Raw genomic sequence first — 15442 nt, forward strand, 5'->3', positions numbered from 1 at the left:
CTGGTCACGGTGTTCGAGGATCTCGGCTACGGCCATCGCCATCTGGTGGGAGGTGTTGTCCGTGCTGGCTTCCAGAAGCATGACGACCATGTCATGGACCTGCTGCTCGGTCATGCGCCCAGCCCTCTCAGCACGCAGCAACTGGGAAATCAGATCCGACCCGATATTCAACCGCTTCTCGGCAACAAGCTCCTCAACAAATGCGTAGAGGTCCCCGTATGCTGCCTCGAAGACATCGTCGGGTGCCGGGTCTCTTGAAAGGACAGTTTGAAGAGCTGAGGCTGCCCGAATAACCGACGGGCCGCTTTTCTCCGAAACACCTACCATTCGGCAGAACAGCCTGGGCGGGACGTGGCTACAAACGTCATCGTAGAACTGCACCGGTCGATCAGACGGGCACTGATCCAACAGATCCGTGACGATCTCCCTGATATGCCCACGCAATGCTGTCACCCCGCTATTTGAGAGGTAGACCGCAGAGACTACACTCAGCGCCTCCTGCTGCAAGTCGTGCTGGTTGAGCAGCATAGCCAAGACTCCGCCGTGGATGTCGACAAGTCGACTATCACCTGCGAGTTTGTCTACGAAGGACCCGTCCACCACCCAGTTTCCTCGGGCGGTCAGCACGATAGGAGAGAGCCCTGCCAGTTCCCTCAGATACCCTACTGGATCTTCGACAAACCTTCGATCATCGAGGTCGGCATAGGGAGCGGTCATTATGTCCTTCATGGTTTCCTTCAAGAAAGTCGACACCAGTCACTGAAATGTAGTGCATTTCTGCATTTTTTGCTATGGTTGCATTCGAAACCGCTATTTTTCGATATAGATATAATGAGGAAGCCCATCGAGGGCGGTCGATTCAGCCGACGAAGGGGCGCTGGTGAACGTCGTCAAGTTCCATCCCAAGGATCAACAGATCATGGAGATCCTTCAGCGATCGGGCCGGGTTCCCGTCCGGAAGCTGGCTGAGGAGATCGGCCTCTCGGAGACCGCGGCCCGGTACCGCCTGAACAAACTCCTTGAATCTGGCTCAGTCGTCGTGGCTGCGCAAATAGAGCCGGCCTTTGTCGGGCGGCCGGTCAATGCCTTCGTCAGGATTGGCATGGACGTGGGAGCGACCTCCGACGCAGTTGCTGCTATCAAAGGCGTTGACGGCGTTGACTTCGCTGCCCTCCAGCGCGGCACCGGTACAAAAGGGCCCGTGATTTGCGCCCACGCCACCTACCCAGATCACGAAGATCTCCTTCGAGTCCGAAATGATCTGTGGACCCTTCCCCATGTCGAAAGCGTTGAAGTCGGGCTCGGCTTGGAAATACATTCACTGCGGCCTAGGTACTGGGGCACCCCAGAAGGCAATGATTCAGACGACAACTGGGTCCGACACCCGAATCCCCGCCTTCTGGAAGACATCGATCTGACCATACTCAGAGAACTCGCTCGCGATGGCAGGATGTCCTTTACCGAACTTGCGGAGCACACCGGCCTCTCAACCGCAGCGACAAGGCAGCGCTACGTCAAGTTAGTCGAAGATGGAGCTCTTCGCGTTCGGGCATTGCCGGACCCATACCGCCTCGGAATCACCGGTCACGGCGAAATTGCTATCCGAATGTCAGGCCCTACCGAGAGCCTTATTAAGCGTGCAGTTTCCGACCCTACGACGCGGTTCGTTGTCGAAGTCGCGGGCCCCTACGATCTCCTCCTCGTACAGGTCTGCCCTGAGCGTCAGGATCTGGACAAGTTCATAGAGCAAGAGATCGCCACCAACCCGTACGTGGCATCGTGGTCACTCACTTTGTACGACGAGAACATCATGGCCTATACCCCACCCGTTCCGCGCTGAGATGGTGCCTGGACTTTCAGGCTGGCATGCTTCCCCGCATTCAGCCTAGAACGCTGGTTCCGTTCCGTAGGAGCAACGGCTCCGTCGAAAATGGAACGCACCTGTTAGCAGTTCCTTGGTCCGCCGCCCATTGGCTACGTTTCCAACAGACAGGCGGCTGCGTCGCCACCAGGTAAATGCCCTGAACGGCAAATGACAGTGTCCCCTGCCGACCGCACCTCCGCTCCCTTCTCACACCTCTGACATCCAAGGCCCGGTGCTCCGAATTTGAGGCCAATCGTCATGCACGCGGTCGATGACTTCACCATGAACGGTCGTGAACAAGAAGAATGCGGCAGCATCCGGGAGCACGAGCAGGAACGCCTGCCAAGACCACATCGACCGTCTCACCACCGAACTACGATCCCAGTCCTCTGAGCTCGAACGCCTCCACGCCATCTACGACGAACTCGACACAAGAAACGGCCTCCTCCACAACGAGGTCCTCCGACTGAAACGCGCCCAGCGCACAAACGTCCAGGATCTCGCACACGTCGCCGCAGCCCTGGTCCATGTGTCAAAAGTGAAGGGAGTCGCCCTCGACCCAGCCACCGTCGGGATCCTCCGCCGTCGAGGCTGGCTGCAAAGCAAGAACAGAAGCGGGGCGCTTGGTGCATGACCATGTCCATCGCCCGACTCTCCGTGAAGTCCGGGCTGAAGTACCTCTTCCAGTCGACAATGCTCGACGATGCCCGCCCCACTCCCGTGGATACGATCAGCTACTACATGGCCACTGGCACACCGCAGGGTCGCTGGACCGGTCGCGGACTCGACGGCATCAACCGAACATCCGGACAGTCAGTCACGGAAGCCGACGCGAGGTCGATCTTCCAAGGCTCCCAGCACCCCGATACAGCAGCACCCCTCGGCCGCGGTTACGGCGAAGGCACCATCACCCGAAAGAATCGCGGCCGAACCACCAATCACGCCGTCGCCGGCTTCGACCTTACCTTCAGCGTCCCCAAGTCCGTCTCGGCACTCTGGGCCCTCAGCCCGCGCCAATTACAGGAACAGATCCTCCAAACCCACCACGAGGCAGTCGAAGCAACGATCCGTTGGCTTGAAGACCTCGTCATCAACACACGCGCCGGACGAAACGGCATCGCCCACCTCGGAACACGCGGAGTCGTGGCAGCGGCCTTCGACCATTGGGAATCGCGAGCCGGCGACCCGCAACTCCACACTCACGTAGTGCTCGCCAACCGCGTCCAACGCATCACGGACAACGCGTGGACCACACTCGACTCGCGAAGCCTCTACAAGGCGGTCGTCGCCGCCAGCGAGCACTACAACGGCTTGCTCTTCGACAGCCTAAGACAAAACCTCGGAACCGATACAGACGTCCGCGCTCCTGCCCTAAACACCCACAACCCAGGCCAACAACTGACCGGAATCGACGAGGCGCTCATCCGCGAATTCTCCAACCGCTCAAGACTCATCGATGTCGAGACCGACCGGCTGATCAAGGAATGGATCGCTGAACACGGCACCCGCCCGTCGGCCACAACGACCGTCAAGTTGCGGCAACAAGCAACCCTCTCCACAAGAACACCGAAAGAAGCCGCCCCCTCTCCTCTTCGCGAGCTGTCTAGCAGCTGGCGGGATCGCGCAAAAGGCAAGGGCTTCGATCCCGAGAAAGTCGTCTCCTCCACAATCCACCGATCGCACAACCGACCCTTCCGCGTAACTGACTTCGCCTCTGACTGGATTGCCGCCGTCGGGCATGTCACCAGGCAGCGCGTCGCCGCTAAGCGGTCCACGTGGAATCGCTGGAACCTGATTGCGGAAGCCGAGCGCGTTTGCGCCGAGATTCGCTGCGCCTCGCCGGAGGACCGCAACGCGATGATAGACGCCGTCGCCACGGCAGCGGAGCTCCAATCGGTCCCGCTCAACGAATACCGCTACAGCCTCCCTGCCGAGGCTGCCGACGATCTACGTTTCGCGAACCGGAGCGTCTTCGATTTTGACGGGTCGCGCCTCTACACGGATGAGGCGACCCTCGCCTTCGAGGACCAGATTCTTGCGGCAAGGAACGACGACGGCGGACTGGCAGTAAGCGCGAATGACGCCATGGCGTCACTTGCCTCGTACAGAAAGGACGGCACGTCGGAGCTGCACGACGACCAAAGGGCCGCTGCCGCCGAAATCCTGCTGAGCTCCCATCGGCTGGACGCCATCGTTGGCCCGGCCGGCACGGGAAAAACCACTACCCTCGGCGCAATCAAAGCCGCCTGGGAATTGCAGTTCGGTACAGGGACCGTTGTCGGATTGGCTCCGGCGGCTGCGAGCGCCGAGGTTCTTGGCTCGGAGTTGGCCATGGTTGCTGAGAATGTCTCCAAGTGGCTTTACGAGTCTGCTGGTAGCGGAGCAGTGCAAAGGAGTTCGGCCTTCTTTGATGCAGAGTCACGGCTCGCCACCGTTATGGCAAGGGATGCGAAGTCAATGCTCGAACAACGGATCACCCGGTTGACGGCGGAGCAGACTCAATGGACCTTCAGGGCGAATCAGCTTGTGGTGGTCGACGAGGCGTCGATGGTCTCCACGCAACAACTCGCGGCCATCGTGGCACAAGCCAACCAGGCTCAGGCGAAGGTGCTATTGGTTGGCGATCCGGCTCAGCTTGATTCCATCGACGCCGGCGGAGTGCTGGGTTGGCTCGATCGGCAAGGCAAAGCTGCCAGTTTGAGTTCGATTTGGCGTTTCCAGCACGCATGGGAGGCGTCGGCCTCTGTGGGTCTCCGTGCGGGCGACATCTCCGTGCTCGCGGACTACGAGCGGCATGGGCGGATCAGTCACGGCGCGTACTTGGACATGATGGACCGCGCATATGCCGCGTGGCACGCCGACGTCCTTTCAGGGCACGCTTCGGTCCTGATTGCTCCCGACAACGAGACAGTGAACATGCTGAACGAACGCGCCCAGGCTGACAGGGTGATCCTGGGTGTCGCCGATGCCGAACAGACACTGGCGCTCAGGGATGGGCTCCGGGCGGGTCGCGGCGACATCGTCATTGCGCGTCGAAATGATCGTTCCCTTGTCGACGATCAGGGTGCGTTCATTCGGAATGGAACGTTACTTCGAGTGCTGAGCGTCAACGTACGTCACCGATCGCTACATGCTCAGCGGACGGATACCGGTGCCACGGTCGAACTCGGCGCTTCATATCTGGCGTCATCCGTTGAGCTCGGATACGCCACCACCGCCCACCGATCCCAGGGCATCACGGTGGACTCCGCCCACGTCGTAGTCACTCCTGGCCGACTCACCCGGGAACTCCTGTACGTCAGCCTGACTCGCGGACGACACTCCAATACGGCCTATGTCAGTGAGAACGACCCCGACGAAGACGAAATCCTCGACCCGAGCTCTCGATCCAACTGGCGGGCGATCCTTGGCGAAGTCCTGGCCGCGGAAGGCGCTGAGCGGACAGCCCACGAGGTTCGCGAGCGTGAACGCTCCCGCGCGGACAGCCTTGAACAGCTCAACCGCGAGTACGACTACCTTGCCCAGATTGCGGCGAGCGCAGATTTGGCAAGTACTCTCGAGCGCCTTTCGCCCGGCCTGGCTGACTCACCAAGAGCCTCCCCCGCGTGGGGAGCAGCAGTAGCTGCATGGCGCCAGGCGACAAACACCAATCGGCCAGGGGCGCATCGCGTACTCTCTGAATCCCTTGAGTCGGACGCCACGGCCGACGACCTCACCGCAGTGATCCACTCACGTCTTCGCCGCTACTGCTCCGCGATGCCCCACACACCGATCGATCCCCTGTCAGAACGGCTCATCGTCGAACGCGACGACTTGAAAGAGACTCTGGATCAAGTACGACGGCGGATTGGGAACCGCACGGACCACGTCGCCATGGCTGCACTACTTGAGGAACCTGAATGGAAGACAGCGCTTATCAATGAACTCGACCCACTCTCAGATGGGTTCGAGAACGCAGCCTTGATTCGCGAAGTTGCCGTCTACAGAGACCGATGGGGTATCCACGACTCCCCTCTCGTTCTCGGTGCAGTTCCCGCCAACTGGGAGTGGGAACAGCGATCGCAATGGGAACATCTCCAAGGGATAGTTCACGGCGCCCCAATCGGCGCTGGAGCCGCCAGACATCGTGACCTTCAGCGGAATGCCCACCCAGCAGGGCCTTACCAGCACGGGTTGGCAGCTTTAAACTGAACATGGAGCAATAGATGCAAGTAAATCCAGTCCTCAAACCGAAAGTTGCGACACCCGCTCTGATCGTCACAAGCGCGGTGACGCTGGCACTTGCCGTCACGCTGGCGGCGATGACCTATACCTTTCCGGCCGTTGGCTGGGCATTAGCAGTAATCGTGGCTACAGGGCTCCTACTGTCCTACTTCTGGTACGAGCGACTCAGGGACTACCGCGTGTGGAAGACTTCGAGCCGCGCACAATGGGCGCGCTTGGAAGCTATGAAGCACGGCGCTAAGACCACCACTGAGATCACCGTACTCAGCGTCGACTCCCCTCAGCCAACGGGAGCCTGGATCACCATCCGCTGGAACCGCTTCGACTACATCCAGCCTGCATGGATCGAAGCGCTACCAGAGCCCATCTGGCCCGGCTCAGTACTCCTAATCCGACCGGACCCTGAACAGGTCCGACCCGGCAACCCCTGGCCCACAACCTACTCAGTAGCCGCCAACCACGTCCTCACGTGGGCGCCACAACTCTGATCGATAGCAGCCACCCTCCGGCCCTAAAGGCGCGAGCCCGCTGATTCCAGCACCAAGTCAGAGTGCGCTTCAGAGTGGTCGTCCCCTCCACGCTTCCCGGTCCACCCGCTTGATCTGCCCTGCAGGGAACCACTCCACGTGATAGGCCCGTTGGTCATCCACCCACTCCACCAGGCCAAAGGACCTCGTGTACTTGATCGCGCGCCCATAGATCTCACCCACGCGAACCAAGGGCTGCTTTCCAAGGTCGAGCTCAATGATCTTGCCGTCGTCCGGCTTGGGGTGATTGCTATCGGCCTCGATCTGAGCCATCATGCGCGCGAAAGCGATGGAGTCTTGCTTCGGTCTCATAAAACCAAGATTAGAACATATATTCGAATGCGCGGATTCGGCGCCAACCGGAGAGCTGCCCACGTCACCAACATGCGACGTGGGCAGCGAGTCGTAGAAACGGATCAGATCGACATGTCAGTCCGCGCCCCGCCGAAAGGGGACGACACCACCGGGCTTTTCGTCGTCACGTTGTAGACGGGCCAGCCAGTCGCGGTCGTCGCCTCCGGACCGGTCGCCTCCACCGTCGTTTCTGGTTCCGTGACGGCACGTGCCGAACGCTGGTAGGTGGCAGTCCCAAACCGAAGGTCAGGACCAATGGTGTCAGCAATGATCCGCCGAGCTTCGCGGCGTTCTCCGTCCTTGTCGTACGACCGAATTTCCAGTTCCCCCGAGACGGTCACCGGATCACCCTTCTTCAGTGAGGTCGCAGCGTTCTCGGCCAGCATCCGAAACGCCGAGACGTTGTGGAAGACCGGCTCGCCGTCCCGCCAAGTGCCGTCAGGGTTCTGGATGCGCTGGTTCACAGCGACCCGAATCTTCGCGTGCGGCGTCCCGGACTCCCCGATCGTGAGCTCCGGGTCCGCGACAAGATTTCCCGCGATGGTGATGGGAATTTTTGTGTTCATGGTCGGTTACCTTTCTTCGCCAACGGGCCTCTCCCATCGGACATCTGAACGGATCAGGGACCTGCCAACTCAGGCCCAGGCATCGAGGCGCCCGGGCCAGGCACGCCAGCGTAGGTAGAGGAAGCCGTGACAGCAGGCGAAGCGCTGACAGCAGCGAACTTCCCACCAAACCCAGGAGGATCCGAAATAGCGAGTATGCCTTTGGTTGCCGCCGTTACCCGCCCCAGCACGGACTTGGCGATGTCCACGCGCGACGTCGGAGCGCGCCCCTCCTGCAGTTCCTTCTCGGTTCTGATGACCGCGTCAGCCCACCCAGCCAAGTAAGTGGCCGACTGTGGCCCACGATCAATGCCATGAGCCCTGAGGACGGTGTAAGCAACCGATTCGGCCTCCACTTCAGCCAAACCGCGGTGATTCGCGCTGCTGCCATAGAGCCGACCAACACTGTCATCCGGACCGTGCAACAAGACGTGACCGAGTTCGTGGGCAAGGACGGCCACCCGCTCCTCGCTACTCATCCAAAGGCCAACTTGGATCCGACGAGCATCGAAGTCTGTGTAGCCACTCGTGTAGCCGTACTGGACACCTGAGACCTCCACCCGGAAGCTGCGTTCCTTCGCAACATCACACAGGGAACGCCACAGGTCATCCAGGTTCTCGCCGGATTCAACGCCCCCGCGCGGCACCAGGATTGGCGTACCCTCCGTTTGGGTAACGTCAAAGACGGCCTGACCCCGCCAACCGGTGACGACGTTCTTCTTGCCAAGGCTGACCGCATCGACCGGAACTGCCTGGGCCACGGGCAACAGCTTCCGCTGACCATCGGCCATTTTCAGCTCCTGCATGGACGCGGTCCGCGGTGCAATCACCCAGAGCGCATGCTCGCCACGCAGCACCGTCCGGCCATGACGCGCCCACTCTTTGTAGCCGGCCACCAGCGTAGGCTCCTCGGTACCACGCTGCGCCATCTGCGCCATTAGCAGGGCGACGTTGCCCCCTGAATAACGCCACAAAGTGGCTGAGGCGTCGAGCAATACCTGCCATCGAGCCGGCGACTCGATAGCTTGCTCAAGGGCAGTATGGAGCCCATCGGTGAGACTCGCGATGCGCTCTTCAGGTGACATTCGAACGCCCGGCGGAAGGCCGACGTCGCCCGTCCCGCTAGGCAGGTGAGCGTTCGATTCAGGTGCAGCGGCCACGGCAGCCATCCTTCGTACTTCTGAGTCAGCCCTGAGAAGGGATCACCTATCCATGTCCGGCCCAGGCCAGGACGCCATGACCGGATCAGGCCCCAAACTGATGGGCGCTCAACTTCCAGTCATCGAAAGCGAGATCAGCGGGCACAACTCTGATGACCGGCTCCTTATGGCTCTGCAGTCCCACGCACCCTGCGGTTCTCGTGTGGGTGCGGAGACGCTCGACGGCGTGTGGGAGCCTTTCGTGGAAAGCCAAGGGACCGAAGCCCGAGTCGTCGGAAGTAAAAGAAGCCATCTCCGCCCGCTGCAGCGCGTAGAGCTCGGCAACCACTTCCGAATGCCGCCACCAGCAGTCCGGCACCACGGAGGTGGTCAGCTGGTATGTGGCGACGAACCAGCGAACCCAGTCAAAGAGGCTCTGCCACACAACCGCAACCTGTTCCGCGGACATGTCCCGCCAGCGACGAGTAACTCCTGCCGTGCGGGGCGAGGGCTGAAACGACGAGCGAAACAGCTCAGCCGTCAGCTCGTCGTCAAGATCAGAGACTCTGCCAACTTCAAAGTCAGAATCATCGGCCTGGGTGCTCATGATTCAACCTCAGTGTTCGATTCCTGCCGGGTCAGGTGACCGGCAGCCAGCTCCCGCTCCGTCTCAACTTTCGAACGGCCCAGTTCAGCAGCGTCCTTGCGTTTGTGCCAATCGCGCAGGTCAAGAAGTATGGGTCTAGTCCGTCGACCAAGCATGAGGGCAGTACCAACAGGAAGACGACGGATCTCGTCCAGGCGGATCACCGGTGTATCCCGGATTTGTTCTCCGTCCTGGCGCCCTTGAGCGGACCAGGACCGGGTATTCATGATGAGACTGCGCTCCCCCAGCAGACCCGCCAGCGAGCGCAGGTCACGCTCGTCAGACCCTCCGCCGAAGATGACCTTGATGATGGCGGAGTCCCAAATGGTCGCAGCTTCCTCTATCGACCAACCGCTACGTGCCTGGGACAACGACTGAAGAACCACGAGAGTCGAGATGCCAATCCCTCCGCCATCAGAGAGCACCACTGGAAGCCCGGGCCAGGGAGACAGGTTGGCAATCTCATCAAGGATTAGAGACAACGGTGGATCCAATCGCCCTCCAGCCGAGACGAACGCCATCTCGCGAGCGGCATTGTCAATGTCATCAATCAGGGCGGACAGGTACGGCCCCGCCGCCGCTGCACCGGAGCGGGTGCCAATCAGGTACAGAGTCCCTCGCTGCCTGATGAAGGCCTTGGGGTCGAACTCCTGGGCTTCGTCCTGCGGATTCAGCGCCGCCAACACTCGTGGCGAGGACAACGGTGCGACCGCTGCAGAGACTCCGATCCAAGAGTTCGAGGTATTGCGGGGATCGTCCTCCAGTATCCCCATCAAGTCTGCCTGCCAACCGAGCGCGGCTCCCGGCCTACCTAGAATGTCCAGTGCTTCTCGCGCCAGTACGGGACTTGAAGACCACCGACGGAAGGCACTGATTCCCTCTCCCGAGAGCGCCGCCGCATGCAACAAGCACTGCAGAACGATCAGCGAGCGCTTCTGCCACGCGGCGTTCTCGCCCTTCATCTCTGTGTCCGCTGTGATCACCAGAGCTCGACGGGTTGCGATGTCAGGATCCCCACATCCGCGGACTGGTGACCAGCGAAGCGTCGAAGGTAGTCCCGACATGCCTTGCGGATCGAAGACAGTCACAGGCCGCCCATCACTCATCCGGGCCCGCATGGTCACCACCAGGTTGTCGGCACGCGTTGACGTCGTGACCACCGCCCCTGGCGCATCGAGGATCGCATTGATGACCACATACAGGCCCTTGCCCGACCGAGGCGCACCTTGAATAACCATCGACTCCTCCGTCGAGACATGGATGGTCACACCTCGCGAGCGACCGAGCGTCCACGAGACGTCTTGGATGCTCGGTCGACTAAGCCCGGGACGCGTGTAGAGGCCGCGACGTCGGACGGCTCGGGAGCCAAAGTCGCGAACAATCTCCGCCCTTCCAGCCACGCCATCCCTGCTCAGGATGTCTTGGCGGAGCCACGCACCGGATTGTTTCCACATTCTCCAGCCGAGCACTCCCCCAACGGCGAGCGCCGCGACTACGGCAAGCACGCCACCCACGATCCACCAGACTGCAGCCAGGTCAGGCGCACACTCTCGGGAGACCCAGTCACCGCGGCCAACTACCAGCCCGACGCCGGCCACCGGATTGAGGAACGACGGCGGCCTGCCGCCACACGGCCGAGGCGTCACCGCAGAGGCAGCGGCCTGGACGAGGAAGCAAAAGACCACATAGCCAGCAATCGCCCACAGACCTACGGAGACCATCGGGGTGGTACTCCCTGTTCGTGTCCTCACAAGTGCATCCGATCATCGGTGCCGAAGACCTCAAGCTCATCGGTCGTCACTCTGTTCGCCACGATGAACGAGCGGTTTCCCACCTTCCAGAGCCCGACGCCCTTGGGCAGGTTCTCAACATGCTCACACTCAGCTTCGGTGAGACCCAAGGCTTCCTTGGTCAGCCGCATGGCATCATGCTTCTGGCGATAGATGATGCGAGTGTCCGCTTCGGTCAGCAAGCCCAGGGCCTTCTGGCGGTGACCACTCGTGCTGTCACCGATCTCGTTGAGGTCCGCCACTTTGTGCATGATGAGGAGGTTCGCAATCCCGTACGTCCGCGCGAGGCGCCATTGCTCGCTCATCTTGGCCAACATGTAGGGATCGGCGAGCATCCGCCAACCTTCGTCGTACACCACAAGCCGCTTGCCGCCGTCGGGGTTTGTTACCGCAGCCTCAAGCCAGGTGGCACTGCAGGCGGCTGCCAACGACAGCGCTTGCTCGGACGCACCGATCAGTGCGGACGTGTCCATGACCATCATTGGCGCGTCGGCATCGAAGGCCACGGTGGAGGGAGCGTCAAACATTCCTTCTAGGTCGCCCGATACTGTCCTCCGCAGCGAGTGGCTAACAGCGACGCCGCCATCCCTACCAACCAAAGCCAGGGTTTCCGGGGACGGGTTGAGCAAGTGGTCCAGCACGATGGGGAGTGTCGGCGTCGAGTTCTCCGCGGTCGTTTCCATCAGCGCCATGTCCAATGCCGTGTGTTCAACCGGATGCAGCGGAGTGCCCTGCCGCATGAGAGACACGAGAGCCACGAGCAGTTGCCGGCGTCGCTGCCGCACGACGGCCTTCCATTGAGTGTCTGTCAGCAAGCTCGGCCTCGGTCCTGCATCGAGCGGGTTCACGCGCGCCGATCTGCCCGGGCCAACGGAAATGACTTTGCCGCCCACAGCATTGGCAACGGAAACCCACTCACCCTTGGGATCGGAGGCTACCGCAGCCTTTCTGCCCAGGGTTATGGATCTCGCAACCAGCGACTTGCCGCACATCGACTTTCCAGTTCCCACCGTGCCGATGACGACGATCGACGGACCGCTGATGATGCCCTTGTCGTAAAGGATCCATGGATCGTAGGAGAAGGCGCCGGAGCCAAAGACATCCGTTCCGATGTAGGTGCCTTCATGGCCCAGACCGGACTCTGTGATGAACGGGTAGGCGGCAGCGAACGTCAGGGTCGATGCACGGTGCGGAGCCGGCCGCAAGCGATGGGGACCCCACAAGGAGCTCGCCTCGCGACTCCCCCAGTCACCACGAAGGCGCTCACGGTCGTGGCTTTCCGCCGACTTGTCGTCTTCGCTGTGGAACAGTCGCCTTTTCGGTGAAGTCGACTCCATGGCTGCCGCCCGCTTGGCGGCCGTCCTCTCCGAGCGAGTGCCCGACGGCGTATAGGTCACCTCTTGGTTCTTGAGGCTCATCGCAATCCCCGCCCTAAGGGAAGTCCACCTGCAATGAACGCAGCCCACTGCTGGCCCGCAAGCAGACGCAGTTCAACAAATGCGCCCGCGGCCGCTGATTCGAGTTCATGCCGATGCCGGGCCAGGTCCTCCAAAGATTCGGCGGTTATGGTGACGAAGGCCGTGGGCCTGACATCGCCATGTCCTGCGACGATCTCCTCTTCCCGTTGGGAAACCTCTTCTTCCTCAGCACGCTGCTCCCGCGTCGTCGGTCGATCGAAACGCGCGTTGATCCGCCGTCGTGTCTCGTGGGCCTCCTGGGCAGAGCGAATGTCACGCAGGGCTTCGATCGTCGGCACGGTCCTGATGACCTGGGTTACCGTGTGCCTGAAGTCGCCGACGTACACGAGCGGATGCAGAAAGCCCGGATACACCTTCTGGCGCGGCCACTCCGCCACCCAGAACGTTTGGTGGAATCCAGAGTCGCTTCGAAGATAGGTCCAGTGCTCCTCGACAGCCATGGGGCCGGAACTCTGACGCGGTGGCTGCATCCCATCTCTGGGCTGAGGCTCCGACTTGGAGGACCCGCGTGCGAGGGTCTCTGGATCGAAAGCTCCGCGTAGGACGGCGAGCAGTTTTGACTCGGACAGCCATTCATCAACCTTGACACCGTGGGTCGCCAACGAAGTCGTGATCGCACCAACCTCAAGACGCAGCAACCGCTCAAGCCCGTTCTTCCCACCACCGGACTCCTTGATCCGTCGACGCGACTTCGACGCATCAACCACCAGCGACAGCAGCACATCGTGACTCATCGCCGACCCGGCCGCAGAGATCAGATCCTGGTACGCAATTTGCCCCCATGAGCTGCGCTCGCCGTCTGTAGTGGTGACCGTTCGATCGTAGAAGTCCTGCAGCGCTGACGACGGGTACGGCACCGTGTAGTCCTGAACGGCAATCCGGGCAATGTCAGATCGTTGGGCCAACCCGGCTTGCACTCGGGACCACGCTTGAGCAGCCCAAGCTTTGTCATCGTCGTCGAGTAGAGCAAAGGATCGGGTGCTACAACGGAGCACGACAATGGCTTCTTTGCCCGGGGCATCGAGGATCGCGCATTCCCCACGCGAAAGTGGCTGGACCTTGAGGTTCCCTAAGCCGCCGGGAAGGGCAAGCTTTCCAGCCTTTACCGGGCGCTCTGGCCGAGCCAGGTACCGGGTCTGCCCTAGAACACTCCGCACGAAGAACAAGACGATGAGGCTGCCCCAAATCGGATACGGAATCCGCGAGTACTGGAGAACTCCGATCAAAACCAGAGTCACCCACATCGGTGCTGTCACTACGAGGCCGCTGGGACCACCCACAGCCGAGGCAATAATCGCCACGAGCACGCCTATGGCGACCAGCACTAGCTGATACCACTTCAACCCCATGAAGATTCCGCGCCGTTCGTACCTGGGAAATTTGACGGGTTCCAGAGCCCGCGATTCATCACTCATTGAACTTGTCCGGAGGTAGTGGCCTGTAGGTGTCCTTGTGCTTGATCGGCGGTAGTTCGGTCGATGGCAAGGTACTGTTCGGAGCCCTGACTTCGGGTGCCCGCCTTGTTGGTTGGGTGCCCGGGGACGTTGTCTTGCCCGGGTTAGCTCCAGCACGGATCGTGCTCGCGCTCGTACTCACGTCGTGGTCAGTGACCACCTGCCCCCTTACGACTGAGCTGCTGGAGTTGGAACTACTCGACGACACGTCCATGAGGGTGACGTCGCCGCCCGAGCGGTGTACCGGCGTCGTACCTGTCAGGCTCCGCGGCAGCGGAACGGAAGACGGGAGAGCTCGGGTGGGGATATCCCGCCGGCTCGACGGAATAGGCCGCGCAATTGAGGAACGGGCCATCATGGACGCGATCGTCAGACGACCGCCAAGTTGTCGGCTGAGTTGTCGCGTTGCAACGCTGTTACTCCGCGACAGAACATGGCCGCCGCCCGCGGTTTGAGCCGCTGCGGCCAACTCTCCACCCGCGAAGCTTACGAGACGAAGCGCCATCAATGGTGCTCCACAGGCCAAGACCATCCCGACCGTTCCGGCGGCCAGGCCCGCGAAGGACTTCGAATCGGCAAACAGCTTGATGGCGGTTGCCAGGACAGTGGCCGCCAGAGGTTTAGCAAGGAGAAGGGCGACGACGATTTCGCACCAGCGCCCCGCCCACACCTTGGATTTCTCCCAGGGAAGCATCATGAGGGCGACGGGCGCCACTGCGGCAAGGACTGCCAGCGCGAACGTCCGGAAAATCATCGAGCACATGAGAATGAACGCCAGGATCCACACCACGACGACGGCCATGACCGTGACGATCGCACCTCCGACTGCGCCGCCCTGATTGCCGGGCGCGAGGGAGACGACATTCCATTCTCGGTCTGAGCCTTGAGGAGCTCGTTCAAAGCCAAACAACCGCATGAAGACGACGTAGGGGTCTGTACCGATCGAATCCAGGAGCGCCGCCGAGGCCTGGTCGCTTGCTCGGGTGAGCTGACGCACGACGTACACCGCGGCGGCAACGAGAGGAACGGCTGCCGCTCCCCCGATCAGAGCACGTAGGAGCCTTCGTGGTTGTTGGCTGAGCAGACCGGACAGGAGCTGGATGATCATCACCACGACCAGTGGTGTCATCATGACGACGACCCACCAGTTGGTAAGTCCTCCGATGGCGGTCCACTGGGAGTCGTCGACGTCGGAGACGGTGAAGGCGCCCGTAATGAAGCCCCACATCCACGAGGCGATGCTCTGCAGAACGTTGGCGAAAACGGATGTGATCGAACCTTGGATGCCGTCGTTCGCTTGGGAAACCAGTCCGCATCCTGGCGGCCACCAGCCATTGAGGTCGCAATCGACAGGCATGGCA

Annotated in this window: 13 protein-coding genes; 4 read left to right on the forward strand and 9 right to left on the reverse strand. The window is 61.2% G+C overall.

Annotation, left to right across the window (positions count from 1 at the left end; genetic code table 11):
- On the reverse strand, positions 1-729 hold a 729-nt coding region (locus ACIQH5_RS11105), incomplete at its 3' end, for a hypothetical protein (RefSeq protein ID WP_400403096.1).
- 151 nt (positions 730-880) lie between these two features.
- Between ACIQH5_RS11105 and ACIQH5_RS11110 the strand changes: the two genes are divergently transcribed.
- From ACIQH5_RS11110 to ACIQH5_RS11125, 4 genes are all read left to right on the forward strand, one after another.
- The gene (locus tag ACIQH5_RS11110; protein WP_400403098.1) at positions 881-1840 is read left to right on the forward strand and encodes an Lrp/AsnC family transcriptional regulator; all 960 of its coding nucleotides are present in this window, start codon (positions 881-883) and stop codon (positions 1838-1840) included.
- A 316-nt stretch (positions 1841-2156) separates the two neighbouring features.
- Positions 2157-2498: a hypothetical protein gene (locus ACIQH5_RS11115; protein ID WP_400403100.1), complete on the forward strand. Its 342-nt coding sequence runs from the start codon at positions 2157-2159 to the stop codon at positions 2496-2498.
- The gene (gene mobF / locus ACIQH5_RS11120) at positions 2495-6055 is read left to right on the forward strand and encodes a MobF family relaxase (protein ID WP_400403102.1); all 3561 of its coding nucleotides are present in this window, start codon (positions 2495-2497) and stop codon (positions 6053-6055) included. The genes ACIQH5_RS11115 and mobF overlap by 4 nt, the downstream gene beginning before the upstream one ends.
- A gap of 14 nt (positions 6056-6069) precedes the next feature.
- On the forward strand, positions 6070-6576 hold the full coding sequence (locus ACIQH5_RS11125) for a hypothetical protein (protein ID WP_400403104.1): 507 nt from the start codon (positions 6070-6072) through the stop codon (positions 6574-6576).
- A 69-nt stretch (positions 6577-6645) separates the two neighbouring features.
- On the opposite strand, the gene ACIQH5_RS11130 is transcribed toward ACIQH5_RS11125, so the two are convergent.
- The 8 genes from ACIQH5_RS11130 to ACIQH5_RS11165 form a co-directional block, all read right to left on the reverse strand.
- Positions 6646-6927, reverse strand: a complete 282-nt coding sequence (locus tag ACIQH5_RS11130) for a hypothetical protein (RefSeq protein ID WP_400403106.1) — start codon at positions 6925-6927, stop codon at positions 6646-6648.
- Between the two features lie 104 nt (positions 6928-7031).
- Complete coding sequence (locus ACIQH5_RS11135) at positions 7032-7535, reverse strand: single-stranded DNA-binding protein (RefSeq protein ID WP_400403109.1); 504 nt, start codon at positions 7533-7535, stop codon at positions 7032-7034.
- 53 nt (positions 7536-7588) lie between these two features.
- On the reverse strand, positions 7589-8734 hold the full coding sequence (locus ACIQH5_RS11140; RefSeq protein ID WP_400403112.1) for an ArdC-like ssDNA-binding domain-containing protein: 1146 nt from the start codon (positions 8732-8734) through the stop codon (positions 7589-7591).
- 85 nt (positions 8735-8819) lie between these two features.
- Positions 8820-9320 carry a hypothetical protein gene (locus tag ACIQH5_RS11145; protein ID WP_400403115.1) on the reverse strand — a complete coding sequence of 167 codons (501 nt, stop codon included), beginning with the start codon at positions 9318-9320 and terminating at the stop codon, positions 8820-8822.
- Entirely contained in the window at positions 9317-11080 is a 1764-nt protein-coding gene (locus ACIQH5_RS11150; RefSeq protein ID WP_400403117.1) for a type IV secretory system conjugative DNA transfer family protein, read from the reverse strand. Before ACIQH5_RS11150 ends, ACIQH5_RS11145 begins: the two co-directional genes overlap by 4 nt.
- Before the next feature lie 26 nt (positions 11081-11106).
- Positions 11107-12567, reverse strand: a complete 1461-nt coding sequence (locus tag ACIQH5_RS11155; RefSeq protein WP_400403119.1) for an ATP-binding protein — start codon at positions 12565-12567, stop codon at positions 11107-11109.
- The gene (locus ACIQH5_RS11160; protein WP_400403121.1) at positions 12564-14042 is read right to left on the reverse strand and encodes an SCO6880 family protein; all 1479 of its coding nucleotides are present in this window, start codon (positions 14040-14042) and stop codon (positions 12564-12566) included. The genes ACIQH5_RS11155 and ACIQH5_RS11160 overlap by 4 nt, the downstream gene beginning before the upstream one ends.
- Positions 14035-15438: a type IV secretion system protein gene (locus ACIQH5_RS11165; RefSeq protein ID WP_400403123.1), complete on the reverse strand. Its 1404-nt coding sequence runs from the start codon at positions 15436-15438 to the stop codon at positions 14035-14037. The genes ACIQH5_RS11160 and ACIQH5_RS11165 overlap by 8 nt, the downstream gene beginning before the upstream one ends.
- Between the last annotated feature and the right edge of the window lie 4 nt (positions 15439-15442).

It is taken from the genome of Paenarthrobacter sp. NPDC091711, assembly GCF_044756605.1.
In the GTDB taxonomy this organism is placed as follows: Bacteria; Actinomycetota; Actinomycetes; order Actinomycetales; family Micrococcaceae; genus Arthrobacter.